The organism is Cupriavidus sp. UYPR2.512 (assembly GCF_000379565.1).
In the GTDB taxonomy this organism is placed as follows: domain Bacteria; phylum Pseudomonadota; class Gammaproteobacteria; order Burkholderiales; family Burkholderiaceae; genus Cupriavidus.
This window is the reverse complement of the sequence record NZ_KB902898.1, coordinates 65,343-89,741: the sequence shown is the minus strand read 5'-3', so window position 1 is coordinate 89,741 and position 24,399 is coordinate 65,343. Positions and strand designations below refer to the sequence as shown.

Annotated in this window: 20 protein-coding genes; 7 read left to right on the top strand and 13 right to left on the bottom strand. The window is 66.2% G+C overall.

Annotation, left to right across the window (positions count from 1 at the left end; translation table 11 throughout):
• The first annotated feature begins 6 nt into the window (after positions 1-6).
• Entirely contained in the window at positions 7-1,419 is a 1,413-nt protein-coding gene (locus A3A5_RS0109495; RefSeq protein WP_018310359.1) for an FAD-binding oxidoreductase, read from the top strand.
• Positions 1,420-1,489: 70 nt separating this feature from the next.
• Here the strand turns inward: A3A5_RS0109495 and pbpG are convergent, their stop codons facing one another.
• The 5 genes from pbpG to A3A5_RS0109470 form a co-directional block, all read right to left on the bottom strand.
• Positions 1,490-2,701 (bottom strand): D-alanyl-D-alanine endopeptidase, encoded by a 1,212-nt coding sequence (gene pbpG, locus A3A5_RS0109490; RefSeq protein ID WP_018310358.1) that lies wholly within the window; start codon positions 2,699-2,701, stop codon positions 1,490-1,492.
• A gap of 271 nt (positions 2,702-2,972) precedes the next feature.
• Positions 2,973-3,695: a nitroreductase gene (locus A3A5_RS0109485; RefSeq protein WP_018310357.1), complete on the bottom strand. Its 723-nt coding sequence runs from the start codon at positions 3,693-3,695 to the stop codon at positions 2,973-2,975.
• Between the two features lie 17 nt (positions 3,696-3,712).
• Complete coding sequence (locus tag A3A5_RS0109480) at positions 3,713-4,171, bottom strand: thioesterase family protein (RefSeq protein WP_018310356.1); 459 nt, start codon at positions 4,169-4,171, stop codon at positions 3,713-3,715.
• Positions 4,172-4,242: 71 nt separating this feature from the next.
• Entirely contained in the window at positions 4,243-5,166 is a 924-nt protein-coding gene (locus A3A5_RS0109475) for a DMT family transporter (RefSeq protein WP_198293120.1), read from the bottom strand.
• The gene (locus A3A5_RS0109470; protein WP_018310354.1) at positions 5,163-6,083 is read right to left on the bottom strand and encodes a histone deacetylase; all 921 of its coding nucleotides are present in this window, start codon (positions 6,081-6,083) and stop codon (positions 5,163-5,165) included. Before A3A5_RS0109470 ends, A3A5_RS0109475 begins: the two co-directional genes overlap by 4 nt.
• Positions 6,084-6,442: 359 nt before the next feature.
• On the opposite strand from A3A5_RS0109470, the gene phaP1 reads away from it, so the two are divergent.
• Positions 6,443-7,021 (top strand): TIGR01841 family phasin PhaP1, encoded by a 579-nt coding sequence (phaP1, locus tag A3A5_RS0109465; RefSeq protein ID WP_018310353.1) that lies wholly within the window; start codon positions 6,443-6,445, stop codon positions 7,019-7,021.
• 179 nt (positions 7,022-7,200) lie between these two features.
• Here phaP1 and A3A5_RS44580 read toward each other — a convergent pair whose 3' ends face one another.
• The 7 genes from A3A5_RS44580 to aceE form a co-directional block, all read right to left on the bottom strand.
• Positions 7,201-7,575 (bottom strand): hypothetical protein, encoded by a 375-nt coding sequence (locus A3A5_RS44580; protein WP_232431302.1) that lies wholly within the window; start codon positions 7,573-7,575, stop codon positions 7,201-7,203.
• The gene (locus A3A5_RS0109455; RefSeq protein WP_018310351.1) at positions 7,572-7,766 is read right to left on the bottom strand and encodes a hypothetical protein; all 195 of its coding nucleotides are present in this window, start codon (positions 7,764-7,766) and stop codon (positions 7,572-7,574) included. The genes A3A5_RS44580 and A3A5_RS0109455 overlap by 4 nt, the downstream gene beginning before the upstream one ends.
• Before the next feature lie 92 nt (positions 7,767-7,858).
• The gene (locus A3A5_RS0109450; protein ID WP_018310350.1) at positions 7,859-8,296 is read right to left on the bottom strand and encodes a universal stress protein; all 438 of its coding nucleotides are present in this window, start codon (positions 8,294-8,296) and stop codon (positions 7,859-7,861) included.
• Between the two features lie 317 nt (positions 8,297-8,613).
• Positions 8,614-10,401, bottom strand: a complete 1,788-nt coding sequence (lpdA, locus tag A3A5_RS0109445) for a dihydrolipoyl dehydrogenase (protein WP_018310349.1) — start codon at positions 10,399-10,401, stop codon at positions 8,614-8,616.
• 33 nt (positions 10,402-10,434) lie between these two features.
• Positions 10,435-11,112: an MFS transporter gene (locus tag A3A5_RS0109440; protein ID WP_018310348.1), complete on the bottom strand. Its 678-nt coding sequence runs from the start codon at positions 11,110-11,112 to the stop codon at positions 10,435-10,437.
• A gap of 72 nt (positions 11,113-11,184) precedes the next feature.
• Positions 11,185-12,843, bottom strand: coding sequence for a dihydrolipoyllysine-residue acetyltransferase (aceF, locus tag A3A5_RS0109435; protein ID WP_018310347.1), 1,659 nt, complete (start codon positions 12,841-12,843; stop codon positions 11,185-11,187).
• Positions 12,844-13,010: 167 nt separating this feature from the next.
• Positions 13,011-15,698, bottom strand: a complete 2,688-nt coding sequence (gene aceE, locus A3A5_RS0109430) for a pyruvate dehydrogenase (acetyl-transferring), homodimeric type (RefSeq protein WP_018310346.1) — start codon at positions 15,696-15,698, stop codon at positions 13,011-13,013.
• Positions 15,699-16,119: 421 nt separating this feature from the next.
• Here aceE and A3A5_RS0109425 point away from each other — a divergent pair, with 421 nt between their 5' ends.
• Positions 16,120-18,705: a PAS domain S-box protein gene (locus tag A3A5_RS0109425; RefSeq protein WP_026200615.1), complete on the top strand. Its 2,586-nt coding sequence runs from the start codon at positions 16,120-16,122 to the stop codon at positions 18,703-18,705.
• A 169-nt stretch (positions 18,706-18,874) separates the two neighbouring features.
• Positions 18,875-19,507: a response regulator transcription factor gene (locus A3A5_RS0109420; RefSeq protein ID WP_018310344.1), complete on the top strand. Its 633-nt coding sequence runs from the start codon at positions 18,875-18,877 to the stop codon at positions 19,505-19,507.
• Positions 19,508-19,610: 103 nt separating this feature from the next.
• Here the strand turns inward: A3A5_RS0109420 and A3A5_RS0109415 are convergent, their stop codons facing one another.
• Complete coding sequence (locus tag A3A5_RS0109415) at positions 19,611-20,291, bottom strand: hypothetical protein (RefSeq protein WP_026200614.1); 681 nt, start codon at positions 20,289-20,291, stop codon at positions 19,611-19,613.
• 160 nt (positions 20,292-20,451) lie between these two features.
• Here A3A5_RS0109415 and folD point away from each other — a divergent pair, with 160 nt between their 5' ends.
• The 3 genes from folD (at position 20,452) to xth (ending at position 24,316) form a co-directional block, all read left to right on the top strand.
• Positions 20,452-21,303 carry a bifunctional methylenetetrahydrofolate dehydrogenase/methenyltetrahydrofolate cyclohydrolase FolD gene (gene folD / locus A3A5_RS0109410; RefSeq protein ID WP_018310342.1) on the top strand — a complete coding sequence of 284 codons (852 nt, stop codon included), beginning with the start codon at positions 20,452-20,454 and terminating at the stop codon, positions 21,301-21,303.
• Positions 21,304-21,404: 101 nt separating this feature from the next.
• The gene (locus A3A5_RS0109405) at positions 21,405-23,489 is read left to right on the top strand and encodes a M3 family metallopeptidase (protein ID WP_018310341.1); all 2,085 of its coding nucleotides are present in this window, start codon (positions 21,405-21,407) and stop codon (positions 23,487-23,489) included.
• Positions 23,486-24,316 (top strand): exodeoxyribonuclease III, encoded by an 831-nt coding sequence (gene xth / locus A3A5_RS0109400; protein WP_018310340.1) that lies wholly within the window; start codon positions 23,486-23,488, stop codon positions 24,314-24,316. The genes A3A5_RS0109405 and xth overlap by 4 nt, the downstream gene beginning before the upstream one ends.
• Positions 24,317-24,399 lie beyond the last annotated feature (83 nt).

The following is a 24,399-nucleotide window of genomic DNA, read 5'->3' as shown; positions in this document are numbered from 1 at the left end:
GCCATCATGCATATCGGCCAATTCGCCCAGCGGCTCACCGAGGCCCTCGGCACCGACACCGTCCTGACCAATCCCGACGACATCGCCCCGTGGCTGTCTGACTGGCGCGGCATCTACCGCGGCCAGGCCCAGGCCGTGCTGCGGCCGCGCACCGTGGACGAGGTGTCGCGCGCCCTGGCGCTGTGCCAGCAGGCCGCGGTGCCGGTGGTGCCGCGCGGCGGCAATACCGGCCTGTGCGGCGGCGCCACGCCCGATGCGCAGGCGCAGAACGTGGTGCTGAGCCTGGATCGCATGAACGCGGTGCGCTCGCTCGACACCATCGCCAACACCATGGTTGCCGAGGCCGGCTGCATCCTCGGCAACCTGCGCCGCGCGGCGCAGGACGCCAACCGGCTGCTGCCGCTGTCGCTGGCGGCCGAAGACTCGTGCCAGATCGGCGGCAACCTTGCGACCAATGCCGGCGGCGTGAACGTGGTGCGCTATGGCATGGCGCGCGAGCTGGTGCTGGGCGTGGAAGCGGTGCTGCCCAATGGCGAGGTCTTCCACGGCCTGCGCACGCTGCGCAAGGACAATACCGGCTATGACCTGAAGCAGCTGCTGATTGGCTCCGAAGGCACGCTCGGCGTGATCACCGCGGCCGCGCTGCGGCTGTTCCCGCGCACCGACACGCGCAGCGTGGTGCTGGCGGCGGTGGCCTCGCCGGCGCAGTCGCTGGCACTCTATGAGCTGCTGTTCGCGCAATGCGGCGCACGCCTGCAGGCCTTCGAATTCTTTACCGGCGACTGCCTGGACCTGGTGCTCACGCACGCGGAAGGAGTGCAGGAACCGTTTGCGCAACGCTACCCCGCCTATGTGCTGGTGGAGCTGGCCGACACCACCGATGAAGCGGCACTTAACGCGCTGCTCGAACGCGTCATCGGCGAGGCGCTGGAGCGCGAGCTGTGCCTCGACGCCGCCGTGTCTGCCTCGCTCGCACAATTGCAGGCGCTGTGGAAACTGCGCGAGGAAATCTCTGAAGCACAGCGCGCCGACGGCCCGCACCTGAAGCACGACATCTCGCTGCCGATCGAGCAGATCCCGGCCTTCATGACCTCGATGGAAACGCGGCTGCGCGTGCTCGATCCCGCCATCCGGCCCTTTATCTTCGGGCACTTCGGCGACGGCAACCTGCACTACAACCTGTCGCGCCCAGCCGGCGCGCCCAAGGACTGGGCGGCCACGCAAGGCGATGCGGTGACCGACGCGGTGCTGGACGAAGTGATGCGCTACGGCGGCAGCATCAGTGCCGAGCATGGCATCGGCCAGCTCAAGCGCCATGCCTTCCTGGCCATGAAGGACCCGCTGGAACTGCGGCTGATGCGCGAGATCAAGGCCGTGTTCGACCCGGCCGGCATCATGAACCCCGGCAAGCTGCTCTGACGGCTGTGGCCGCCTGAAAGAAAAACGCGCCGTAGCACGGCGCGTTTTTTTTCTGGACAGGCGTTCCGTATCAGATGCCGCGCGACTGCTGCGCGGCCAGGATCGCGTGCGCGCCGCCCGGGGCCTGCGTCAGGTTCGGCGACGACGGGAAGCCACGCGGCGGGGACGATGGCGACGGCGCATGCTCCAGCCAGTCCTTGACGCGGTTGGCATCGGCAAAGCGCGACAGCTTGCCGGCCGAGTCCAGGAACACCATCACCACGTTGCGGCCCTGGACCTTGGCCTGCATCACCAGGCACTGGCCGGCTTCGGAGATAAAGCCGGTCTTCTGCAGGCCGATCTCCCAGTTGCCGCCGCGCACCAGGCGGTTGGTGCTGACGTAGTGCTGGGTGCGCCCCAGCACGTTGACCTCATGCTCGGTCTGCGTCGAGAACTCGCGGATGGTCGGGTTGCGGTACGCCGCGTTGACCATGCGCACCAGGTCCGTTGCGCTCGACACATTGCTGCTCGACAGGCCGCTGGAATCGACGAAGTGGCTGTCGTTCATGCCCAGCTCGCGGGCCTTGCGGTTCATCGCCTGCACAAAGGCCGGCAGGCCGCCCGGGTAGTTGCGGCCCAGCGCCGACGCGGCGCGGTTCTCGGACGACATCAGCGCCAGCAGCAGCAGTTCCTGGCGCGTCAGCTGCGTACCAAAGCGCAGGCGCGAGCTGCTGTGCTTTTCGGTGTCGCGGTCGTCTTCGGAGATGGTCAGGACTTCGTCCATCGGCAGGCGGGCGTCCATCACCACCAGCGCGGTCATCAGCTTGGTGATCGAGGCAATCGGCAGCACCGCACTGGCGTTCTTCTGGAACAGCACCTCGTTCGAGTTCTGGTCCATCACCAGCGCCACGCTGGAACGCAGTGCCAGCGCGTCATCGGTGTCGCGCAAGCCCATGGCTTCGCCCAGCGACGGCTTGGCCGGGGTGAAGACGGCGCGCACGGGTGCCGCGCGCTGGGCCACGACGGTGTGGCGCTTGCCGTTCTTCAGCACCACCACTTTGCGCGTGCCGCTTGCTTCGCTCTTGGCGACCTTGGCGCCACGTGAACTCTTCGAAGCACTTTTTTTCTCGGCGTTAGCCGATGTTGCCTGCTTCTTGGATGTTTTTTGGGTAGTTGCGGACGTGGTGGCCGCATCGGCCACGGGCGCCGCGACCATCGACACCGACACCAGGACCGCGGCGGCAACAGCGGACAGGGGTGCGGAGCCGAAGAATCTGGAAAAAATGGAATCAGACCGGAACATGATTCGTTCAGCGCATAAGAATGGCGCTAGTGTAGGAAAGAAAGAAATTGTTAGCAAGATTAAAGACTTACAGACGCTCCTTAAAGTTCGATTTGCAAACATTTCCACATTACGGAAAAAACCACCAAAAGGTCACGTTTGCATGCGAACCGCCTCTGGCTTGCCCCAGGCGTACCCGGGTTCAACTTGCTGCCCTTTGAAACACTCCAGCCAATACAGGGAAATCGCCTTGTATATCGGCATTCATCGTTACACATTGATACAAACTTTGCTATGAGAGGAAACGCGCGAACCCGCTGACCGGTTCACGTTCCGTGGTCAGTTGGTTCTCGATCGCCTCCGGGTCGGCAAAACCCAGTGACATGCCGCACACCACCATTTCCTCCGGCGGCAGCCGCAGGTGACTGCCAATGATCTTGTGGAACTGCGTGAACGCCGCCTGCGGGCAGGTATCGAGCCCGCGCGCCCGGGCGGCGACCATGATGCTTTGCAGGAACATGCCGTAGTCCAGCCAGCTGCCCTGCTCCATGATGCGGTCGATGGTGAAGATCATCCCTACCGGCGCATCAAAGAAACGGAAGTTGCGCGCGTGCTGTTCATGCATGCGCGCCTTGTCTTCGCGGCTGATCTCAAGCAGCCCGTACAGGTCCCAGCCCACCTTGCGCCGCCGCGACAAGTAGGGATCGGCCCACTCGCGCGGGTAGTACGGATACTCCTCCAGGTATTTGCTGTCGCGCTCGGGGTCTTCGTAGGCGCCCAGCACATCGGCGCACAGCTTGGCCTTGGCCTCGCCGGACAGCACATAGACCCGCCACGGCTGCGTATTGGTGCCCGACGGCGCACGGCTGGCCACGCCCAGTATTTCTTCGACGGTCCGGCGCGGCACGTGCGTATCGAGAAAGGCCCGCACCGAACGCCGCGTCAGGATCGCGCGATCCACGCAGTCCACGGCATCCTGCGAACCGAATTGCATCTCGTGGGACATCTTGTTCATCTCCAGTTGCCCCGTCCTTACCCTTGCCCGCCCGTCACTGCGTCGGTCATCACCAACGGCAGCAACGCCTCGCGCAGCGGCTCGGGCAACGGCACCGGCCGGCGCGTGGCGCGATCGACATAGACGTGGATGAAATGCCCCTGCGCGGCAGCGGTCTCGTTGTCGCCGCTGAACAGCCCGACCTCATAGCGCACGCTCGACGTACCCAGCCTTGTCACGCGCAGGCCGGCCACGACGGTCTCGGGGAAGCTGAGCGACGAGAAGTAGTTGCACTGCGTCTCGATCACCAGCCCGATCGTGTCGCCCGACGTGACATCGAGCACGCCCTGCCGGATCAGGTAGGTATTCACCACGGTATCAAAGTAACTGTAGTAGACAACGTTGTTGATGTGGCCATAGACATCGTTATCCATCCAACGCGTGGTGATCGGCTGGAAGTACGGATAGGCACTGCGCGACTCGGCTTGCGGTTTCATGAGACGTGGGCGGGACAAGAGGGGAGAGGAATATTCTGAAATCCCGCATACGCAACACGAACGCGCCGCGGCTAGCGGCGGATGACAAGTGCGACCCCAAGCGCCGCGAGCACCATGCCGGCGGCGGCCAGCGGCGGAAAGCGCTCGCCGAAGAGCAGCCAGGCCATCACCGCGGTAGTGGGCGGCGTCAGGTACATCAGGCTGGACACTTTGGTGGCCGCGCCCTGCCGGATCAGCAGGAACAGCAGCGAGATCGCGCCGATCGACAGCGCCACCACCGACCACGCCATGGCACCAAACATCGCGGCACTCCACTGCACCGCGCGGGTCTCGAACAGGAACATGAACGGCACGCACGCAAGTGCCGCCGCGGCGAACTGGATCACCGAGCCCATGCGCAGGTCGAACACCGGGCAGAAGTGCTTCTGGTAGACCGTGCCGACCGTGATGCTGAGCAAGGCGCCACCCGCCAGTGCCAGGCTTGCCGGCGTGAGCCCGCTGGCACCCAGCTTGTTGGCCACCACCAGCGCCACGCCGGCAATGCCCAGCAGCAGCCCCAGCCACTGGTGCGCGCCGATGCGCTCACCCATGCGCGTGGCGATCAGCGCGGTCAGGATCGGCTGCATGCCAACGATCAGCGCCGATACCCCGGCGGGCATGCCAAGCTTGATCGCCGCCCAGACGCCGCCCAGGTAGCCCGTCTGCAGCAGCAGCCCGGCGACGGCGATATGGCCGACCGCGCGCCAGTCTGTTTCCGCCTTGCCTGGCAGGCGCGGCAGCGGCACGCGCGCCAGCAGCACGAATGGCACCATCAGCACCACCACGCCGGCAAAGCGCAGGAACAGAAAGGTCATCGGCTCCGCATACGGCATGCCGTATTTGGCGACGATAAAGCCGGTGCTCCAGATCAGCACGAACAGCCACGGCATCGACGCCACCCACAACGTGGCGCGGGCGCCTGCCGCTGCGCCGCCTTGCTCCATCACCCCGCTCATGAGGCCAGCGCCACCTGTGCATGGCGCGCGTGATATTGCGCGGCCAGGCTCACAGTCTGCGCGTGGACCGCAACAGTGTCCTCGATCTGGTTGCCGTAGCCGCCCGCCATCGCCACCGCCACCGGCAACTGGCGCGCATGCGCGGCATCGAACACCAGCCGGTCGCGCCGTGCCAGGCCCGCAAGGGTCAGCCTGAGCCGCCCGAGGCGATCGCCCTCATGCGGATCGGCACCGGCCAGGTAGATGAGCAGCTCAGGATCGAAGCGGCTGAACAGCGTGCCCAGCGCCGCCTGCAGCGCCTGCGCATAGGTGTCGTCGTCGCAGCCGTCCGGCAGGCCGACGTCCAGGTCGCTGGCCTCTTTGCGGAACGGATAGTTCTTCTCGCCATGCAGCGACAGCGTGAACACGGACGGATCGCCTTGCAGGATCGACGCGGTGCCATTGCCCTGGTGCACGTCCAGGTCGACCACGGCCACGCGCCGCACGGCGCCATCGCGCTGCAGCACGCGGGCCGCAATGGCGGCATCGTTGAACACGCAGAAGCCGCCGCCCTTGTCGGCATACGCATGGTGGGTGCCGCCCGCCAGGTTCACGGCAATGCCTTCGCGCAGCGCCATCCTGCAGGCCTCGATGGTGGCGCCAGCGGAGCGCCGCGAGCGTTCCACCATGGCCTCGGACCACGGGAAGCCAATTTCGCGCTGGCGCGACGCGTCGAGCGTGCCGGCTGACGCGGCCTGCACGTACCCGGGCGTGTGCGCCAGCAACAAGGCGTCGTCACCCGCGCGCGGCGCCTCCACCAGGCGCAGCCCCGGCACCTGCGCCGCGACGGCATCGCGCAGCATGCTGTACTTGCGCATCGGGAAACGGTGCCCGGTTGGCAGTGGCAGCACAAAGTGGTCGGCGTAGAAAGCGAGCATGGCGGTGGCCTGGGCGGTTCTGTTCACGTCTTGTTGGATCCCCGGCGGCGGCCAGCCGTGCGGGCGCGGGCAGTCTGCGATAGTAGCACCCCTGCCCGGCCATCGCCGGAGCGCCCCGGGGTGGCGGCGCAGCCACATCCGTGTATCGCGTGCAACGCTGTTTTGTGCATCGCACAAAATCCACTTGACATTGAATCCGGCGTCTCTAAAATAGGAATTGTTGCGGCGCACCAAACAAGAAATGCGCCTTGACCCACCCACACGCCTGGGCTGGCCGATTCGGGCACAACGCCGTCACGGCCCTGACATCTAGGCGGCTTAATTTGCTAGACCTTGAAGTTCACCACTGGAGACCAGCAATGATCCTCACCCCGGAACAAGTTGCAGCAGCGCAAAAGGCTAACCTCGAAACGCTGTTCGGCCTGACCACCAAGGCGTTTGAAGGCGTCGAAAAGCTCGTCGAGCTGAACCTGCAGGTCGTCAAGACCACGTTCGCAGAAAGCGTGGACAACGCCAAGAAGGCGCTGTCGGCCAAGGACGCACAGGAACTGCTGGCCATCCAGGCCGCAGCCGTGCAGCCGGTTGCCGAAAAGACCCTGGCCTACACCCGCCACCTGTATGAAATCGCTTCGGAAACCCAGAGCGAATTCACCAAGGTAGCCGAGGCCCAACTGGCCGAAGGCTCGAAGAACGTGCAAGCCCTGGTCGAGAACCTCGCCAAGAACGCCCCGGCCGGTTCGGAATCGACCGTGGCCATCGTGAAGTCGGCGATCTCCGCTGCCAACAACGCCTACGAGTCGGTGCAGAAGGCGACCAAGCAAGCGGTCGAAATCGCCGAAACCAACTTCCAGGCTGCGGCAACGGCTGCCACCAAGGCTGCCCAGCAAGCCAGCGCCACGGCCCGTACGGCCACGGCGAAGAAGACGACGGCTGCCTGATAGCAGTCTGCGTTGAAGATGGACCGGCTGCGGCCGGTCCGTTGGCAAAGCATATCGACGCCTGGCGTTTGCGGTGTGCTTTGCCAACGATGAAGGTAGTGCCCTGACCGAGCTGGAGCGGCGCTGCCTTGTCTGCCGATGTCTCCTCGGTACCGCGGTCTCCTTGTCCAAAGGTATCGTTAAACCCGACCTCTACAGGTCGGGCTTTTTTTTTGTTCTTCATCCTTCCACGAGGTTGGTCCCAGTGACCAGCGGCGGAGAGCCCCACGCCTGCATGCCGGCCTATTCCACGATGTGCACAGGAATCCGCCGCCGCCCAGGACAGCGGAGCCCGGGTAAAAGTGGTTGAGCGGCTCCTTTTCGACAGGATCGATACAGAAGCCGGACGAGCGGCCATAGGCGGTCAGCGCCATCCGCTGGCGCACGAAGCAAGCGCCGCGCTGCTCGCCATGCAGGCGGCAATGGCGCGGGCACAGGTCGCACTGCATGCGGCCGTCATCCAGGAAATGCCAGTAACGGCCGGGATAGCTGCCTGAGCCAGGCGCATCCTTCATGGATGGTCCTTGTGCGGTTTGCTGACCACTGTTACCGACAACACATCCAGGTCGAAGAACGGGCTGTCCGCCGGAGGCGGGGGCAATCCGGCACCCCAGCCGGCGATGGCATGCTTGATGTACTCTGCCATCTGCTCGTCGGCAACGTCCCTGGGCTGGTCGATCATCACGACATAGCGGCGTGTGCTCATGGCGGATCCTTTATGGCGCCCGTCACAGGCACCATGGTGGCGTCACGAACGTGTCCGGCGTCATCGATGCCGGCGACCCATTCACGCGACGTTTAGCGATATACCAGCACGGGAATCTTGCTGTGGGTCAGTACCTTCAGGGTTTCGCTGCCGATCAACAGCCCCTTCACACCGCTGCGTCCATGAGACGCCATGACAATCAGGTCACAATCCTTTTCTTCGGCAGCCTTGATGATGGCATCGTAGGGGTGATCGTCGACCACGCTGCTGGTGTCACAGGGCACGCCTGCCGCGGCGGCCTCTCGCGCGATGCCGTCGAGGTATTTCGATGCGTCCTCGAGGACCGCCTCTTCGAACTGCTCCCGGGTGTCGGTGAGCATTTCGGTATGGTAAGTCGTGATGTGGAAATCTGGGCAGGCGCGCACCGCCGTAATGCTGGCCTGCGTCTCCTGCGCAAACGCCAGTGCCTTGCGAAAGGCCGCTTCGGCCAGAGCGGAGCCGTCTACGGCAACAAGAAGATGCCTGAACACGTCGTGCCTCCTTGTCAGCTAAGCGGTAGCCACCGGGGGGGCCACCGGATCCCGCCAGCAGGCATCCGGCAAGCGATCGGCCGTGTGCGAATATGCAGCGCCGCCCTCGCTTGCCTTGGGATGCATGTCGACTGAGTTCAGTATAGGCATCGAGGGTCTTGCCCCGGTTCTGTCGCAATCGGCACCCTGGCCGCGACGCAATCGGTCGTGGCAGCCAGACCTCGCGGGCGCCGGGAAATCCTGGCGGTTAATTGCATACTTCCCTATGAAAAAACCCGCCTGGCCAGGCGGGCTTTCTCGCTTGCAGCGAACGGCGCTCAGCGCTTGCGCGGCGGCGGCACGTCAGTGCACGTACCTTCGTAAATCTCCGCCGCCATGCCGATCGACTCACCCAGCGTCGGGTGCGGGTGGATGGTCTTGCCGATATCCACCGCATCGGCGCCCATCTCGATCGCCAGGCAGACTTCGCTGATCAGGTCGCCGGCATGCGTGCCGACGATGCCGCCGCCGATCACGCGATGGGTTTCCTCGTCGAAGATCAGCTTGGTGAAGCCCTCGTCGCGGCCGTTGGCGATGGCGCGGCCCGACGCCGCCCAGGGGAACACGCCCTTGCTGTACTTGATCCCCTTCTCCTTGCACTCGTCTTCGGTCACGCCGGCCCAGGCCACTTCCGGATCGGTGAAGGCCACCGACGGGATCTGCTTGGCGTCGAAGTAAGCCTTCTCGCCGTGCGCGGCTTCTGCGGCAACGTGCGCTTCGTGCACGGCCTTGTGTGCCAGCATCGGCTGGCCGACGATATCGCCGATCGCAAAGATATGCGGCACGTTGGTGCGCAACTGATTGTCGACGTCGATAAAGCCGCGGTCGGTCACGGCAACGCCGGCCTTCTCGGCGCTGATGCGCTTGCCATTGGGCGAGCGGCCCACCGACACCAGCACCAGGTCATAGCGCTGCGGCTCGGCCGGTGCGGCTTCGCCTTCGAACTTGACGTAGATGCCGTCCGGCCTGGCTTCCACCCCGACGGTCTTGGTCTTCAGCATGACCTTGCCGAAGCGGTCCTTGTTCTTCTTTTCCCAGACCTTGACCAGGTCACGGTCAGCGCCGTTCATCAGGCCGTCGAGCATTTCCACGACGTCGATGTCGGCACCCAGCGTGCTGTACACCGTGGCCATTTCCAGGCCGATGATGCCGCCGCCGATGACCAGCATCTTGTTGGGCACTTCGGGCAGCTCCAGCGCGCCGGTCGAGTCGACGATGCGCGGGTCTTCCGGGATGAAAGGCAGCTTCACCGCCTGGCTGCCGGCGGCGATGATCGCCTTCTCGAAGCGGATCACGGTCTTCTTGCCGGTGGTCTGCTTGCCCTCGCCCTCAGTCAGCTCCACCTCCAGGTGATGCGGGTCGAGGAAATTGCCGACGCCGCGCACCACCTGCACCTTGCGCGCCTTGGCCATGCCGGCCAGGCCGCCGGTCAGCTTGCCGACCACCTGGTTCTTGTAGTGGCGCAGGCCGTCCAGGTCGATCTTGGCTTCGCCGAACAGGATGCCGTGGGCAGCCAGCGCCTTGGCTTCATCGATCACGGCGGCGTTGTGCAGCAGCGCCTTGGACGGGATGCAGCCCACGTTCAGGCAGACGCCGCCCAGGGTGCCGTAGCGCTCCACCAGCACCGTGTTCATGCCCAGGTCCGCGGCGCGGAAGGCGGCCGAGTAGCCGCCGGGGCCAGCGCCCAGCACCAGCATCTCGCACTGGATATCGGCGCCGCCGCTGTGGCTGGCGGCGGCAGGAGCCGGGGCCGCAGCCGCCGCGGGTGCGGGTGCGGGAGCCTGCGCCGGTGCCGGGGCTTGCGCGGGCGCCGGGGCGGCCGCGGCCTGCTGGGCCTCGATGGTGCAGATCACCGCACCCTGGCCGACCTTGTCGCCGACCTTGACCCTGACCTCGACCACCTTGCCGGCGGCCGACGACGGCACGTCCATGCTGGCCTTGTCGGATTCCAGCACGATCAGGGACTGTTCCACCTCGACCGTGTCGCCGGCCTTGACCAGCACCTCGATCACTTCCACCGCGTCGAAATCGCCGATATCCGGCACCTTGACTTCGATCACACTCATGTTTGCTCCTCTATGCGCGCCCGCCTCTCGGCTTCAGGGCGCGCCGTCGTTGTTGGTTGCCGCGCTGTCGGGTGCAGTATTACCGGTTGCCGGATTGCCGCTCGTGGTACCGCCAGTCGCCGGTGCCGGCGCAGCGTCACCCTCGTGCAGCCGCACGGTGTGCACCTCGATCGGCCCAGCCGAACTCTTGTCGAACTCCACGCCCGCATCGACGCCGATACGCGCGATCTCGCCCGCATCCAGGTCCGGCCGGTCATAGACCGCATGCATCGCGCCCAGTGCGTAGTTGCGGCCCGAGCCGATACCCCAGAAGCGGTCGAACGAAAACACCTCGCGGTACGAGTAGACGCCGAAGATGCCAGCCGGATTGGCGATCAGGCATACGATCTGCGACGACTCGTAGGGATCGTCCTCGTCTTCCTTGGTGTTGACGAAATAGTCCGACTTCAGCTTCTCATGCACCTTCAGGAAGGTGCGGAACACGTCATCGCGCGAGCCCAGCCGGCACTCTTCACCCAGCCCCGCCAGCAGCGTGCGCATGACCGGAAAGTGCGCAGTGGTCCCGGCCAGGGCGATAAAGCCGTCGCCCACCGGGAACACCTTCTGGTTGCGCTCGTAGGCGCGCGACAGACGCGTGTCGCCAAAGGTGACCAGCGCATCTGCCGCGATGGCCACCTCGGCGCCCTTCCTGACGACCACACAGGTAGTCATGGCTCGCTCCCGGTTGCGCGTGGTGCGCCGGGCAGGCCAGGCCATCGGCCAGCCCGCCCGGCGCAACCCCGCTTACAGCAGGATCCGGCGGAAATCCGCCAGCAGTTGCCCGAAGTACGTGTTGAAGCGCGCGGCCTCGGCACCGTCGATGACGCGGTGGTCCCACGACAGCGACAGCGGCAGCGTCAGGCGCGGCACGAACTGCTTGCCGTCCCACACGGGCTTCTGGTACGACTTGCACACGCCCATGATGGCCACTTCCGGCGCATTTATGATTGGCGTGAAGTACGTGCCGCCAATGCCGCCCAGCGACGAGATCGAGAAGCAGCCACCCTGCATCTGGTCCGGCTTGAGCTTGCCGTCGCGCGCCAGCTTGGCCAGCTCGTTCATCTCCTGGCTGATCTCGAGCACGCCCTTCTTGTCGGCGTCCTTGATCACCGGCACGACCAGGCCGTTCGGGGTGTCGGCGGCGAAACCGATGTTGAAGTACTTCTTCAGCACCAGGTTGTCACCGTCCAGCGAGGCATTGAAGTTCGGGAACTTCTTCAGCGCCGCCACCGTGGCCTTGATCATGAACGCGAGCATCGTCACCTTGATGCCGGCCTTCTCGTTTTCCTTGTTCAGCTGGACGCGGAAAGCTTCCAGTTCGGTGATGTCCGCTTCGTCATGGTTGGTGACGTGCGGGATCATGACCCAGTTGCGGTGCAGGTTGGCGCCCGAGATCTTCTTGATGCGCGACAGGGCCTTGCTTTCGACCTCGCCAAAGCGGGTGAAATCGACCTTCGGCCACGGCAGCAGGCCGAGCTCGCCACCACCGGCGCCAGCCGCGGCGGCCTGCGCGGGCGCGGCGGCCTGGCCGGTCATCACGCCCTTGACGTAGCTCTGCACGTCTTCCTGGGTGATACGGCCCTTGGGGCCGGTGCCCGGCACGCGCGACACGTCCACGCCCAGCTCGCGTGCGAACTTGCGCACCGAGGGGCTGGCGTGGGCGGCCTTGCCGGTTGCGCCAGCGGCGGCCGGCGCGGCAGCAGGCGCTGCGGCCGGAGCCGGGGCGGCTGCGGGGGCCGGTGCGGGCGCGCTGGCCGCCGGAGCCGGTGCCGCGGCCGCAGCGGCGGGGGCGGCCGCTGCGGCCGCGCCTTCCAGGATCAGCAGCAGCGTGCCCTGGGCGACGTTGTCGCCGACCTTGACCTTGACTTCCTTGACCACGCCGCCTTGCGGCGACGGCACGTCCATGGTGGCCTTGTCGGACTCCAGCGTCACCACGGCGTCTTCGGCGTTGATGGTGTCGCCCACCTTGACGTGGACTTCGATGACCGGCACGGCGTCGTAGTCGCCGATATCAGGCACCTTCACCTCGATGATGCCGCCACCGCCAGCCGGCGCTGCGGCCGGGGCCGGGGCCGGCGTAGGCGCTGCGGCGGGTGCCGGCGCCGGTGCAGCGGCGGCAGGCGCCGGTGCGGCTGCAGGCGCGGGCGCAGCAGCGGCCTGGCCGGCCGGCTCCAGCATCACCAGCACCGAGCCTTCGGCAACGTTGTCGCCAACCTTGATCCTGACGTCCTTGACCACGCCGCCCTGCGGCGAGGGCACGTCCATGGTGGCCTTGTCCGACTCCAGCGTCACCAGCGCGTCTTCCGCGTTGATGCTGTCGCCGGGTTTCACATGCACTTCAATGACGGGAACGGCGTCATAGTCGCCGATATCCGGCACCTTGATTTCAATCGCTTGACTCATTCAGTGTCTCCTGGGCAGGCCGGCACGCGCGACGTCCGCAAGCGGCGAGATTACCTTCGCCGCCCGCTTCTGTCACGCCGCCATGCCGCAAGGCGCCGTCCGGCGTCTGGCCGGGGCGCCCGCGGCACGGCGTTGCCGTACTGCGGGGGTTGGTGCTGGCTGCCGGATCAGACCGACATCGGGTTGGGCTTGTTCGGGTCGAGGTTGTACTTCTTGATGGCCTCGGCGACCTTGTCGCGGCCGATCGCACCCTCGTCGGCCAGCGCCTTGAGCGCGGCCAGCGTGACCCAGTAGCGGTCCACTTCAAAGAAGTGGCGCAGCTTCTCGCGCGTATCCGAGCGGCCGAAACCGTCGGTGCCCAGCACCACGTAGCGGCGCGGCACGAACGGACGGATCTGCTCGGCAAAGGCGCGCACGTAGTCGGTGGAGGCGATCACCGGGCCGCGGGCCGACTTCAGGCTCTTGGCCACGTGCGATTCGCGCGGGGTCTCGGTCGGGTGCAGCAGGTTGAAGCGCTCGACGTCGTGGCCTTCGCGGGCCAGTTCGGTGAAGCTCGGGCAGCCCCACAGGTCCGATTCCACGCCCCAGTCCTTCTTGAGAAGGTCAGCAGCGGCGATCACTTCGCGGAAGATCGTGCCCGAGCCCAGCAGCTGCACGCGCGGCGCGTTGCTGTTCTCGACGCCCTTGCGGAACTGGTACATGCCCTTGACGATATCCTGCTCTACGCCAGCCGGCATTTCCGGATGCTCGTAGTTCTCGTTCATCACCGTCAGGTAGTAGTAGACGTCTTCCTGCTCGGCGTACATGCGGCGCAGGCCGTCCTGCATGACCACTGCCAGCTCGTACTGGAAGGTCGGGTCGTACGAGATGCAGTTCGGGATGGCGGCGTGGAACACGTGCGAGTGGCCGTCTTCATGCTGCAGGCCTTCGCCGTTCAGCGTGGTGCGGCCGGCGGTGCCGCCCAGCAGGAAGCCGCGCGAGCGCATGTCGGCAGCGGCCCAGCACAGGTCGCCGATACGCTGGATGCCGAACATCGAATAGTAGATGTAGAACGGGATCATCTGCACGCCGTGCGTCGAGTACGACGTGGCGGCGGCGATCCAGTCGCACATGGCGCCGGCTTCGTTGATGCCTTCCTGCAGCACCTGGCCAGTCTGCGATTCCTTGTAGAACATCAGCTGGTCATGGTCTTCCGGCACGTACTTCTGGCCTTCCTGGTTCCAAATGCCGACCTGGCGGAACAGGCCTTCCATGCCGAAGGTGCGCGACTCGTCCGGGACGATGGGCACCACGTGCTTGCCGATCTGCTTGTCTTTCAGCAGGGTGTTCAGGATCCGCACGAAGGCCATGGTGGTGGACACTTCGCGGCCTTCGCCGGTGGCCTTGAGCAACGCGTCGAACGCAGCCAGTTGCGGCACCGGCAGCGCCTCGGCCTTCTGGCGGCGGGCCGGCAGGTAGCCGCCCAGGTTCATGCGCGCCTGGCGCATGTATTCCAGTTCCTTCGAGCCTTCCGGGAACGTGATGTACGGCACATCTTCGAGCTGGTCGTCGGCAACAGGGAGGTTGAACTGGTCGCGGAACTTGCGGATCGCGTCCACCGGCATCTTCTTCTGCTGGTGGGCCACGTTCATGGCCTGGCCGGCGTCGCCCATGCCATAACCCTTGATGGTCTTGGCCAGGATCAGCGTGGGCTGGCCCTTGTGCTCGCTGGCGGACTTGTAGGCGGCGTAGATCTTGTGCGGGTCGTGGCCGCCGCGGTTCAGGCGCCAGATGTCCTCGTCGGACCAGTCGGCGACCATCGCTTTCAGTTCAGGCGTGTTGAAGAAGTGCTCCCGGACGTAGGCGCCGTCCTTGGCCTTCATGGTCTGGTACTCGCCGTCCACGCATTCCATCATGCGCTTCATCAGCAGGCCCTTGGTGTCGCGCGCCAGAAGGGAATCCCACTTGCTGCCCCACACCACCTTGATCACGTTCCAGCCGGCACCGCGGAATTCGGACTCCAGCTCCTGGATGATCTTGCCATTGCCGCGCACCGGGCCGTCCAGGCGCTGCAGGTTGCAGTTGATGACGAAGACCAGGTTGTCGAGCTTCTCGCGGCCGGCCATGCCGATCGCGCCCAGCGATTCCGGCTCGTCGGTCTCGCCGTCGCCCAGGAAGGCCCAGACCTTGCGGTCGCCGGCCTTGGCCAGGCCGCGGCTGTCCAGGTACTTCATGAAGCGGGCCTGGTAGATGGCCATGATCGGGCCCAGGCCCATCGACACCGTCGGGAACTGCCAGAAGTCCGGCATCAGCCACGGGTGCGGGTAGGACGAGATGCCCTTGCCGTCCACTTCCTGGCGGAAGTTGTCGAGCTGGTCCTGGGTCAGGCGGCCGAGCAGGAAGGCGCGCGAATACACGCCCGGAGCCGAATGGCCCTGCACGAAGACCAGGTCGCCGCCGCTGGCTTCCGACGGGGCGCGCCAGAAGTGGTTGTAGCCGACGTCATACAGCGTGGCCGCCGAGGCAAACGACGAGATGTGGCCGCCGACATTGGTGTGCTTGTTGGCGCGCAGCACCATCGCCATGGCGTTCCAGCGGGTGTATGAGCGGATGCGGTGCTCGATGTCCTGGTCGCCGGGAATGCGGGCCTGCTGCTCGACCGGAATCGTGTTGATGTACTGCGTCTCGGCGTGGAACGGCTGGGTGACGCCGTTCACGCGTGCGTATTCGATCTGTTTGTCGATCAGGAAAGCGGCGCGCGCCGGACCTTCGGCGGCCAGGACGCCCTGCAGGGCGTCGAGCCATTCATGGGTTTCCTGGGGATCGGCGTCGTTGGCGCTCGAGGCGCCGAGAATCTGCTCTGGTACGGCGGACATGACTGTCTCCTGGGTGAATTCTTTGCTTCCGCGCCCGCGCTGGCAGCGCCGGGACACAACTTTACGTATGACTCGCACCGACTTGCGGATCCGGCGCCATGACGCCTTGCATCGGAGCACCGCCGGGAAACCTGTTCCGGTCTCTCCGCGCGGCAGGCGCATGGCTACCGCCCGCATCTTGGGTCGGACCGATTCTATGGAAGCCCAAAGTCCAATACAAGTGAAATTTTCAAATTGCGGTATCGTTTTTTATAATGTGGAATTATGCGGCGGTGCACCAAGAATCACCACCGGGCCGGCCCGCCATGTGCCGCAAGCCTGCCCGCGCCGGCCACAGCGGCAATGTTTTCATTGGCGCTTTCCCCAAGCGACGCACTGCAATAATCTCGGTACACTGGTCGGTCAGCCGTCAATCCCTCCCATGCCGTTTTTCGACCGACTCCTTTCCAGCCTGCGTGCAGCCATGCTTCCTCCCGACGCGTCGGGGTCAGCCAAGGCGGCCGGAGGCGATCCCGCGCACGCCCCTTCGCCGGCGGCCGGACTAGGGCCGATCGAGGCGCTGGGCCCCGACGACGGCGCCCCCGTGGCCGCACCGCGCGGGCTGTGGTGGCTGCGCTGGCGCAACCTGGTGGCCACCAGCTGGTTCATGTTCATCCCGCTGGTTGCCATCGTACTATTCACGGTGGCCATGGGCGTGATCCTGTGGTCCCTGCACGAGACCGAGCGCCAGCAGCAGCGCGACGCCCTGTACCGCGACGCCGCCTGGGCACAGCAGCGCGTGCGCCTGTCGCTGCTCAGCAACCAGGACCAGCTGGCCTCGCTGGCACGCGACATCGCCGCCGCGCAGCTTGATCAAGGCGCCTACCGCACCGCGGCACAGGAAATCCTGCGCGAAAATCCCGAGATCGTCTTCATCAACTGGCTCGATGCCACCAAGCGCGGCCGCTGGTCGCTGCCATCGACCTCGGAATTCGCCAGCCGCCTGCGCGAGAACCATGACCAGCCGCTCGAACCGGAAGTGCTCGACACCTTCGACGCCGCGCGCGAGACCCAGCGCGTGGTCTATTCGCGCCCGCTGGTCAACGAGCGCGGCGACAGCTTCATGCTGATGGAAGTGCCGATCGTGCGCGACAACGAGTTCCTCGGCACGCTCGGCGCGCTGTACTCGATCAACGGCATCCTGACGCACCTGCTGCCGCCCGAGCTGACCGAGCGCTACCGCTTCTCGCTGATCGACAAGAACAACCAGACCCGCGCCAGCACCTCATTGCGGCCGGTGCCGGGCAATGCGCTGTCGTATGAAGTGTTGCTGGATCCGCCGGGCCACTCGCTGTCGCTGCGCGCCGATGCCTACCCGCCGGCGTCGAACCTGCCCAACAACATGCTGCTGTGGCTGGTGGTGGGGCTGTCGTGCTTCCTGCTGTGGAGCCTGTGGAGCATGTGGCGCCACACCAGCCGCCGCTCCGAAGCGCAGCGCGCGCTGCTGGCCGAGACCTCGTTCCGGCGCGCGATGGAAAACTCGATGCTGATCGGCCTGCGCGCGCTCGACCTGAACGGCCGCATCACCTATGTCAACCCGGCCTTCTGCCGCATGACCGGCTGGCAGGAGAACGACCTGGTCGGGCGCCTGCCGCCCTTCCCCTACTGGCCGCCCAACGACCAGCAGGAGATGCAGAAGCAGATCGACCTGACCCTGCAGGGCAAATCGCCCGCCGGCGGCTATGAGATGCGCGTGATGCGCCGCGACGGCAGCAGCTTCTATGCGCGCATGTATGTGTCGCCGCTGGTGGACAGCCGCGGCCGCCATACCGGCTGGATGAGCTCGATGACGGACATCACCGAGCCCAAGCGCGCGCGCGAGGAACTGGCCGCCGCGCATGACCGCTTCACCACGGTGCTGGAAAGCCTGGACGCAGCGGTGTCGGTGCTGGCCACCGACAAGGCGGAACTGCTCTTTGCCAACCGCTATTACCGCCAGCTGTTCGGCTGGGAGGCCGAGGGCCACCTGAAGCTGGCCGGCGACGACCTCGACAAGGACCAGGTCTCCAGCGACAACACCGACTATGTCGACGCCTATGCCGGCCTGCCGGCATCCGAGCTGATGCCGTACGCATCGGATGCGCGCGAAGTGTTCGTGCCGGACATGCAGAAATGGTTCGAAGTGCGCCGCCGCTATATCCAGTGGGTCGACGGCCACCTCGCGCAGATGCAGATCGCCACCGACATCACCGTGCGCAAGGCCGCCGAGGAAATGGCGCGCCAGCATGAAGAGCGCCTGCAGTTCACCAGCCGCCTGACCACCATGGGCGAGATGGCCTCGTCGCTGGCGCATGAGCTGAACCAGCCGCTGGCGGCCATCAACAACTACTGCATGGGCGCGGTGGCGCGGCTGCATTCGGGCCGCAGCACGCCGGAGGACCTGATCCCGGTGCTGGAGAAAACCTCGGCCCAGGCGGTGCGCGCCGGCACCATCATCAGCCGCATCCGCGGCTTCGTGAAGCGCAGCCAGCCGCAGCGGCGCGAGGCCGCGCTGCACGACATCGTCGCCGACGCGGTAGGCCTGGCCGACCTGGAGGCCACGCGCCGCCGCGTCACCATCCTGACCCGCCTGCCAACCCCGCCGCTGACGGTCTATGTCGACCCGGTGCTGATCGAGCAGGTGCTGGTGAACCTGCTCAAGAACGCGGTCGAGGCCATGGCTGGCCTGCCCGCCCTGCGCGCCGGCGGGGTGGTGCGGCTGCACGCGCGGGTGGAGCCGGGCGAGATCGGCGACAACGTCCATATCGACGTGATCGACCAGGGCCCGGGCGTGGACGAAGCCACCAAGGAGCGCCTGTTCGAGCCCTTCTTCAGCACCAAGTCCGACGGCATGGGCATGGGCCTGAACATCTGCCGCTCGATCATCGAGTCGCATCAGGGCCGGCTGTGGGTCGAGAACAATGTCGACGGCATCGGATGTACATTTAAGATCATGCTGCCGCTGCAGTCGGCGCTGGCCGAACATTAAGCCGAACCACAGGCCCCGTTGCCGGAGCCTTCGCCCCGGGCGTACCCAAGGATTCCCATAAAAAGCCGGCCCGCCCCGTTTCCCCACGGATGTGGGGGGCCTGTCTCGCCACAGAGGGCCGCTGCCGGTTACACTTCGCAGCAATGAATTGTTGTCCCGAGGAGACTACATGACCGCAACGCCAAACCCCACGCCCCACCGCGGCGAGACCGTGTTCATCGTCGACGACGATGAAGCCATGCGCGACTCGCTGACCTGGCTGCTGGAGGGCAATGGCTATCAGGTGCGCAGCTTCACCAGCGCCGAGCAGTTCCTCGCCGCCTACGATGCCAGCCAGGTGTCGTGCCTGATCCTCGACGTGCGCATGCCCGGCATGAGCGGCCCGGAACTGCAGGAGCGCATGCTGGCCGAGCAGATCGACATTCCCATCGTCTTTATCACCGGCCATGGCGACGTGCCGATGGCGGTGTCGACGATGAAGCGCGGCGCCATCGACTTCATTGAAAAGCCCTTCGATGAGTCCGAGCTGCGCGCACTGGTCGAGCGCATGCTGGCCAAGGCCCGCACCGACCATTCCGCCGCACGCGAGCAGCGCGCCGCCAAGGACCTGCTGGGCAAGCTGACCACGCGTGAACAGCAGGTGCTGGAGCGCATCGTGGCCGGCCGCCTGAACAAGCAGATCGCCGACGACCTGGGCATTTCCATCAAGACCGTGGAGGCGCACCGCGCCAACATCATGGAAAAGCTCAACGTCAACACCGTCGCCGACCTGCTGCGCCTGGCACTGTCGCGCAACAGCTGAGCGGCCGGCGCCTGCCTCTGCCTGACCCGGTGCGGCCCGCGGGCCGCACCGGCCGCCCTCTCCGCGCGCCGTCCGGCGCCGCCCCTGCATCCCCTCAGTCCCGTCAGCGGTCCAGGTATTCCTCGTCCCGGAACGTGACAACCCACTGTGGCCGATAGACCACAAAAATCGCCACCAGCATGCCGGTCAGGAAGGCCTCGCCAAACGCCAGGATGATGGCTGCCGTCAGGGTATCGGCAACGCTCCATGGCAGGCCCGGCGCCGTCAGGTGGCGCCAGCCGGCCTCCGCCGCGCTGGCGCCCAGCGCGGCCAGCCCGGCCGTGAAATAGCCGTGCCCCAGGATAAAGACGAACGGATGCCGCGGCAGCAGGCGCCGCATCATTGCCTGCAGCGCCGCGGAGATCAGCGCCGGCAGCAGCGCCAGCCAGACGTAGCGCACCCACAGCGAGGGCCAGTCGAACTGGGCCCAGCCATGCCCGGCCAGGTATTCGAGCCCGAACAGCGACACCACGTCCACCACGAACAGCGACAGCAGCGCCAGCGGCAGCCCGAACAGCGTCACCATCAGCGTGGCGCCGAGCAACTGAATCACCAGCCCGCCGACCAGCGTGGCGCGCAACGTCCACAGCAACGCCACCAGCACCATCGCACCCAGCCAGGCGTTCTGCAGCGCATTGCGCCGCAACAGCCGCCAGGGCCGGCGCGTCAGCGCCCACAGCAGCCCCGCCAGGGACAGCAACAGCAGCAAGGGGTGAGACAGAAGGGACGGCAGCGCGGTGTGCATGCGGCCGATGCTACCAGCGCTGCCCCCGCCCGGCCCTTGCACCCGGTCAAGCTCCGTGCGGCAAGCCCCACGCAACCTTTATAATTCCGGCTTTGGCCCAACCCGCGCTCCGGCGCGCGGCGGCGCCTCCACCTCCCGGCCACGAACCCGCCCTGCCTCCATGCCTGCCCAACTGATCGACGGCAACGCCCTTGCCAAACACATCCGCTCCGAAGCCGCCCTGCGCGCCGCCCGCCTGACCGAGCGTGGCCACCGGCCCGGCCTGGCCGTGATCCTGGTCGGCGAAGACCCGGCCAGCCAGGTCTACGTACGCAACAAGGTCAAGGCCTGCCAGGACAACGGCTTTCATTCCTCGCTCGACCGCTACCCGGCCGACCTGTCGGAGGCGGAACTGCTGGCCCGCATCGACGCACTGAACCAGGACCCGAACATCCATGGCATCCTGGTGCAGCTGCCCCTGCCCAAGCATATCGACAGCCACAAGGTGCTTGAAGCGATCGCGCCGGAAAAGGATGTCGACGGCTTCCACGTGGCCAATGCCGGCGCGCTGATGACCGGCGCCCCGCTGTTCCGCCCCTGCACGCCCTACGGCTGCATGAAGATGCTGGAATCGATCCAGTTCCCGCTGCGCGGCGCCCGCGCCGTGGTGGTGGGCGCCTCCAATATCGTCGGCAAGCCGATGGCGATGCTGCTGCTGCAGGCTGGCGCCACCGTCACCATCTGCAACAGCAAGACGCGCGACATCGGCGCCCACACCCGCGACGCGGATGTGGTGGTGGCCGCGGTCGGCAAGCGCAACCTGGTGACGGCCGACATGGTCAAGCCGGGCGCGGTGGTGATCGACGTGGGCATGAACCGCGACGATAACGGCAAGCTCTGCGGCGACGTCGACTTCGCCGGGGTGCGTGAGGTCGCCGGCTACGTCACGCCGGTGCCGGGCGGAGTCGGCCCGATGACCATCACCATGCTGCTGGTCAATACGCTGGAAGCCGCCGAGCGTGCCGCCGGCTGAGGCCGCGCACGATACGCCACCCGGGGCTCTGGAAAATCCGGCGCCCCGGCCCCATCTGCGGGAATATAGCCCGATCGAGGCCAGCCAACCGAGAACACGCCATGGACCAAGCTGCCAACGCTACCAATCCTCTGCTGGACTTTTCCGACCTGCCCCGCTTTGCCGAGATCCGGCCCGAGCACATCAGCCCGGCACTGGACGTGCTGCTGGAACGCGCACAGCAGGCCGTCGCCCGCGCCGAAGATCCGGCCACTCCCGCCGACTGGGCCAATGCCGTGCAGGCGCTGGAAGCGGCCACCGAGCCATTGGGCCGCGCCTGGGGCGTAGTCAGCCACCTGAGCGCCGTGGCCGATACGCCCGAACTGCGCCGCGCGCACGCCGAGAACCTGCCGCGCATGACCGAGTTCTGGTCCTCGCTCGGCCAGAGCCTGGCGCTGTACGACAAGTACAAGGCGCTGGCCGCCAGCCCGGAGTTCGCCGGCATGAGCGCGGCGCGCCACCAGCTGATCGAAAACGAACTGCGCGGCTTCCGCCTGGGCGGTGCCGAGCTGCCTGAGGACAAGAAGCCGCGTTTCGCCGAAATCCAGGAGCAGCAGGCCCAGCTGTCCAAGGCCTTCTCTGACCACGTGCTGGATGCCACCAACGCCTACGCGCTGCATGTCGAGGACGAGGCCCGCCTGTCCGGACTGCCCGACGACGCAAAGGAGGCCGCCCGCCATGCCGCCGATAAGGATGGCAAGGCCGGCTGGAAATTCACCCTGCACTTCCCGTCCTACTTCCCTGTGCTGCAGTACGCGGACGACCGCGCGCTGCGCCAGACCCTGTATGAAGCCAATGTCACGCGCGCCTCGGAACTGGGCCCGCAGCATGGCCAGGGCCAGGCCGACTGGGACAACACCGCCAATATGCGCGAGCAGCTGGCCCTGCGCCGCGAAGAGGCGCAGATGCTGGGCTACCAGTGCTATGGCGAAGTCTCGCTGGTGCCGAAGATGGCTGAATCGCCGGCCGAGGTGCTGAAGTTCCTCGACGAGCTCGCCGTCAAGGCGCGCCCCTACGCCGAGAAGGACTGGGCTGAAATGAAGGCCTTTGCCGCGGCGGAGCTGGGACTGCCTGAACTGGCGCCGTGGGATGTCGCCTATGCCTCGGAGAAGCTGCGCCAGCAGCGCTATGCGTTCTCCGAGCATGAGGTCAAGCAGTACTTCCCGGAAGCGAAGGTGCTCGAGGGCCTCTTCGGCGTGGTGCAAAAGCTGTTCTCGGTGCGCATCGAGCCCGAGCAGGCGCAGACCTGGCACCAGGACGCACGCTTCTTCCGCGTCACCACCGCCGACGGCACGCTGCTGGCCCAGTTCTACATCGACCTGTACGCGCGCGAAGGCAAGCGCGGCGGCGCCTGGATGGACGACGCGCGCGGCCGCAAGGTGCTGGAGCAAGGCGGCGTGCAGACGCCGGTGGCCTACCTGACCTGCAACTTCTCGGCGCCGGTGGGCGGCAAGCCCGCGCTGTTCACGCACGATGAAGTGATCACCCTGTTCCATGAGTTCGGCCACGGCCTGCACCACATGCTGACGCAGGTGGGCGAGCTGGGCGTGTCGGGCATCAACGGCGTGGAATGGGATGCGGTGGAGCTGCCGTCGCAGTTCATGGAGAACTTCTGCTGGGAGTACGAAGTGCTGACCGGCATGACGCAGCACATCGACACCGGCGAGCCGCTGCCGCGCGCGCTGTTCGACCGCATGCTGGCCGCCAAGAACTTCCAGAACGGCATGATGACGCTGCGGCAGATCGTGTTCTCGTCGTTCGACATGCACCTGCATACTGACTTCGACCCGGCCGGCGCCACCTCGGTGCTGGACCTGTCGCGCCAGATCAACGACCGCGTGCACGTGGTGCCGCAGCATCCGCTGTCGCGCTGGCCGAACACCTTCAGCCATATCTTCGCCGGCGGCTATGCGGCGGGCTACTACAGCTACAAGTGGGCCGAGGTGCTGTCGGCCGACGTGTACGCGGCGTTCGAAGAAGCCGCGCAGCTGTCGGGCAGCGTGCTCGACAGCGAGACCGGTGCGCGCTACCAGCGCGAGATCCTGTCGGTGGGCGGCAGCCGTCCGGCGATGGACTCGTTTGTCGCATTCCGCGGCCGCGCGCCGCAGATCGACGCGCTGCTGCGCCACGGCGGGATGGCAGCATGAGCGCGGCCGCCCTGCCCGCCAGCGGCCTGCTTCGCATTGCCAGCTGGAACGTCAACTCGCTCAAGGTGCGCCTGCCGCAGGTGCTGCAATGGCTGGCCGAGCAGGACCAGGCCGGCGCGCCGATTGACGCGCTGTGCCTGCAGGAACTGAAGCTGCCGGACGACAAGTACCCGCTGGCCGAGCTGGAGAACGCGGGCTTCCACAGCATCTACACCGGGCAGAAGACATACAACGGCGTGGCCATCCTCGCCCGCGACGCCAGCATGCCCGGCCCCACCGACGTGGTGCGCAACATCCCCGGCTTCGAGGACGCGCAGCAGCGCGTGATCGCGGCCACTTATGGCGACGTGCGGCTGGTCTGCGCCTACTTTCCCAACGGGCAGGCGCTGGACTCGGACAAGTTCGTCTACAAGCTCAAGTGGCTGGATGCGATGACGGCCTGGCTGCGCGAAGAGATGAAGCGCTACCCGAAGCTGGCGCTGCTGGGCGACTTCAATATCGCGCCGGAAGACCGCGACGTGCACGACCCCAAGAAATGGGAAGGCCAGAACCTGGTCTCGCCACAGGAACGCGCCGCATTTGCCGCGCTGGTGGAACTCGGCCTGGCGGATGCGTTCCGCCAGTTCGAGCAGCCCGAGAAGGCCTTCTCATGGTGGGACTACCGCATGATGGCATTCCGCCGCAATGCGGGCCTGCGCATCGACCACATCCTGCTGTCGCCGGCATTGGCCAGCGGCTGCAGCGCCTGCGTGATCGACCGCGCGCCGCGCACATGGGAGCAGCCGTCGGACCACACGCCAGTGGTCGCCACGCTCGGCTGCGGCTGAACGCGCCGCTGGCGCCGCGCGCAGGTTCAGGCAGGTCCGGACAAGCCCCGCTCGCCGCGCGGCGCCGCGCCCGCTACACTGCG

Excerpts from the sequence above, each read along its gene's own strand:
- lpdA (WP_018310349.1), bottom strand. The coding sequence starts at position 10,401 with ATGAGTGTGATCGAAGTCAAGGTGCCGGATATCGGCGATTTCGACGCG.
- A3A5_RS0109405 (WP_018310341.1), top strand. The coding sequence starts at position 21,405 with ATGGACCAAGCTGCCAACGCTACCAATCCTCTGCTGGACTTTTCCGAC.
- phaP1 (WP_018310353.1), top strand. The coding sequence starts at position 6,443 with ATGATCCTCACCCCGGAACAAGTTGCAGCAGCGCAAAAGGCTAACCTC.
- A3A5_RS0109440 (WP_018310348.1), bottom strand. The coding sequence starts at position 11,112 with ATGACTACCTGTGTGGTCGTCAGGAAGGGCGCCGAGGTGGCCATCGCG.
- A3A5_RS0109415 (WP_026200614.1), bottom strand. The coding sequence starts at position 20,291 with ATGCACACCGCGCTGCCGTCCCTTCTGTCTCACCCCTTGCTGCTGTTG.
- A3A5_RS0109480 (WP_018310356.1), bottom strand. The coding sequence starts at position 4,171 with ATGAAACCGCAAGCCGAGTCGCGCAGTGCCTATCCGTACTTCCAGCCG.
- A3A5_RS0109420 (WP_018310344.1), top strand. The coding sequence starts at position 18,875 with ATGACCGCAACGCCAAACCCCACGCCCCACCGCGGCGAGACCGTGTTC.
- xth (WP_018310340.1), top strand. The coding sequence starts at position 23,486 with ATGAGCGCGGCCGCCCTGCCCGCCAGCGGCCTGCTTCGCATTGCCAGC.
- A3A5_RS0109475 (WP_198293120.1), bottom strand. The coding sequence starts at position 5,166 with ATGAGCGGGGTGATGGAGCAAGGCGGCGCAGCGGCAGGCGCCCGCGCC.
- A3A5_RS0109455 (WP_018310351.1), bottom strand. The coding sequence starts at position 7,766 with ATGAGCACACGCCGCTATGTCGTGATGATCGACCAGCCCAGGGACGTT.
- A3A5_RS0109495 (WP_018310359.1), top strand. The coding sequence starts at position 7 with ATGCATATCGGCCAATTCGCCCAGCGGCTCACCGAGGCCCTCGGCACC.
- A3A5_RS44580 (WP_232431302.1), bottom strand. The coding sequence starts at position 7,575 with ATGAAGGATGCGCCTGGCTCAGGCAGCTATCCCGGCCGTTACTGGCAT.
- A3A5_RS0109485 (WP_018310357.1), bottom strand. The coding sequence starts at position 3,695 with ATGAACAAGATGTCCCACGAGATGCAATTCGGTTCGCAGGATGCCGTG.
- folD (WP_018310342.1), top strand. The coding sequence starts at position 20,452 with ATGCCTGCCCAACTGATCGACGGCAACGCCCTTGCCAAACACATCCGC.
- aceF (WP_018310347.1), bottom strand. The coding sequence starts at position 12,843 with ATGAGTCAAGCGATTGAAATCAAGGTGCCGGATATCGGCGACTATGAC.
- A3A5_RS0109425 (WP_026200615.1), top strand. The coding sequence starts at position 16,120 with ATGCCGTTTTTCGACCGACTCCTTTCCAGCCTGCGTGCAGCCATGCTT.
- aceE (WP_018310346.1), bottom strand. The coding sequence starts at position 15,698 with ATGTCCGCCGTACCAGAGCAGATTCTCGGCGCCTCGAGCGCCAACGAC.
- A3A5_RS0109470 (WP_018310354.1), bottom strand. The coding sequence starts at position 6,083 with ATGCTCGCTTTCTACGCCGACCACTTTGTGCTGCCACTGCCAACCGGG.
- pbpG (WP_018310358.1), bottom strand. The coding sequence starts at position 2,701 with ATGTTCCGGTCTGATTCCATTTTTTCCAGATTCTTCGGCTCCGCACCC.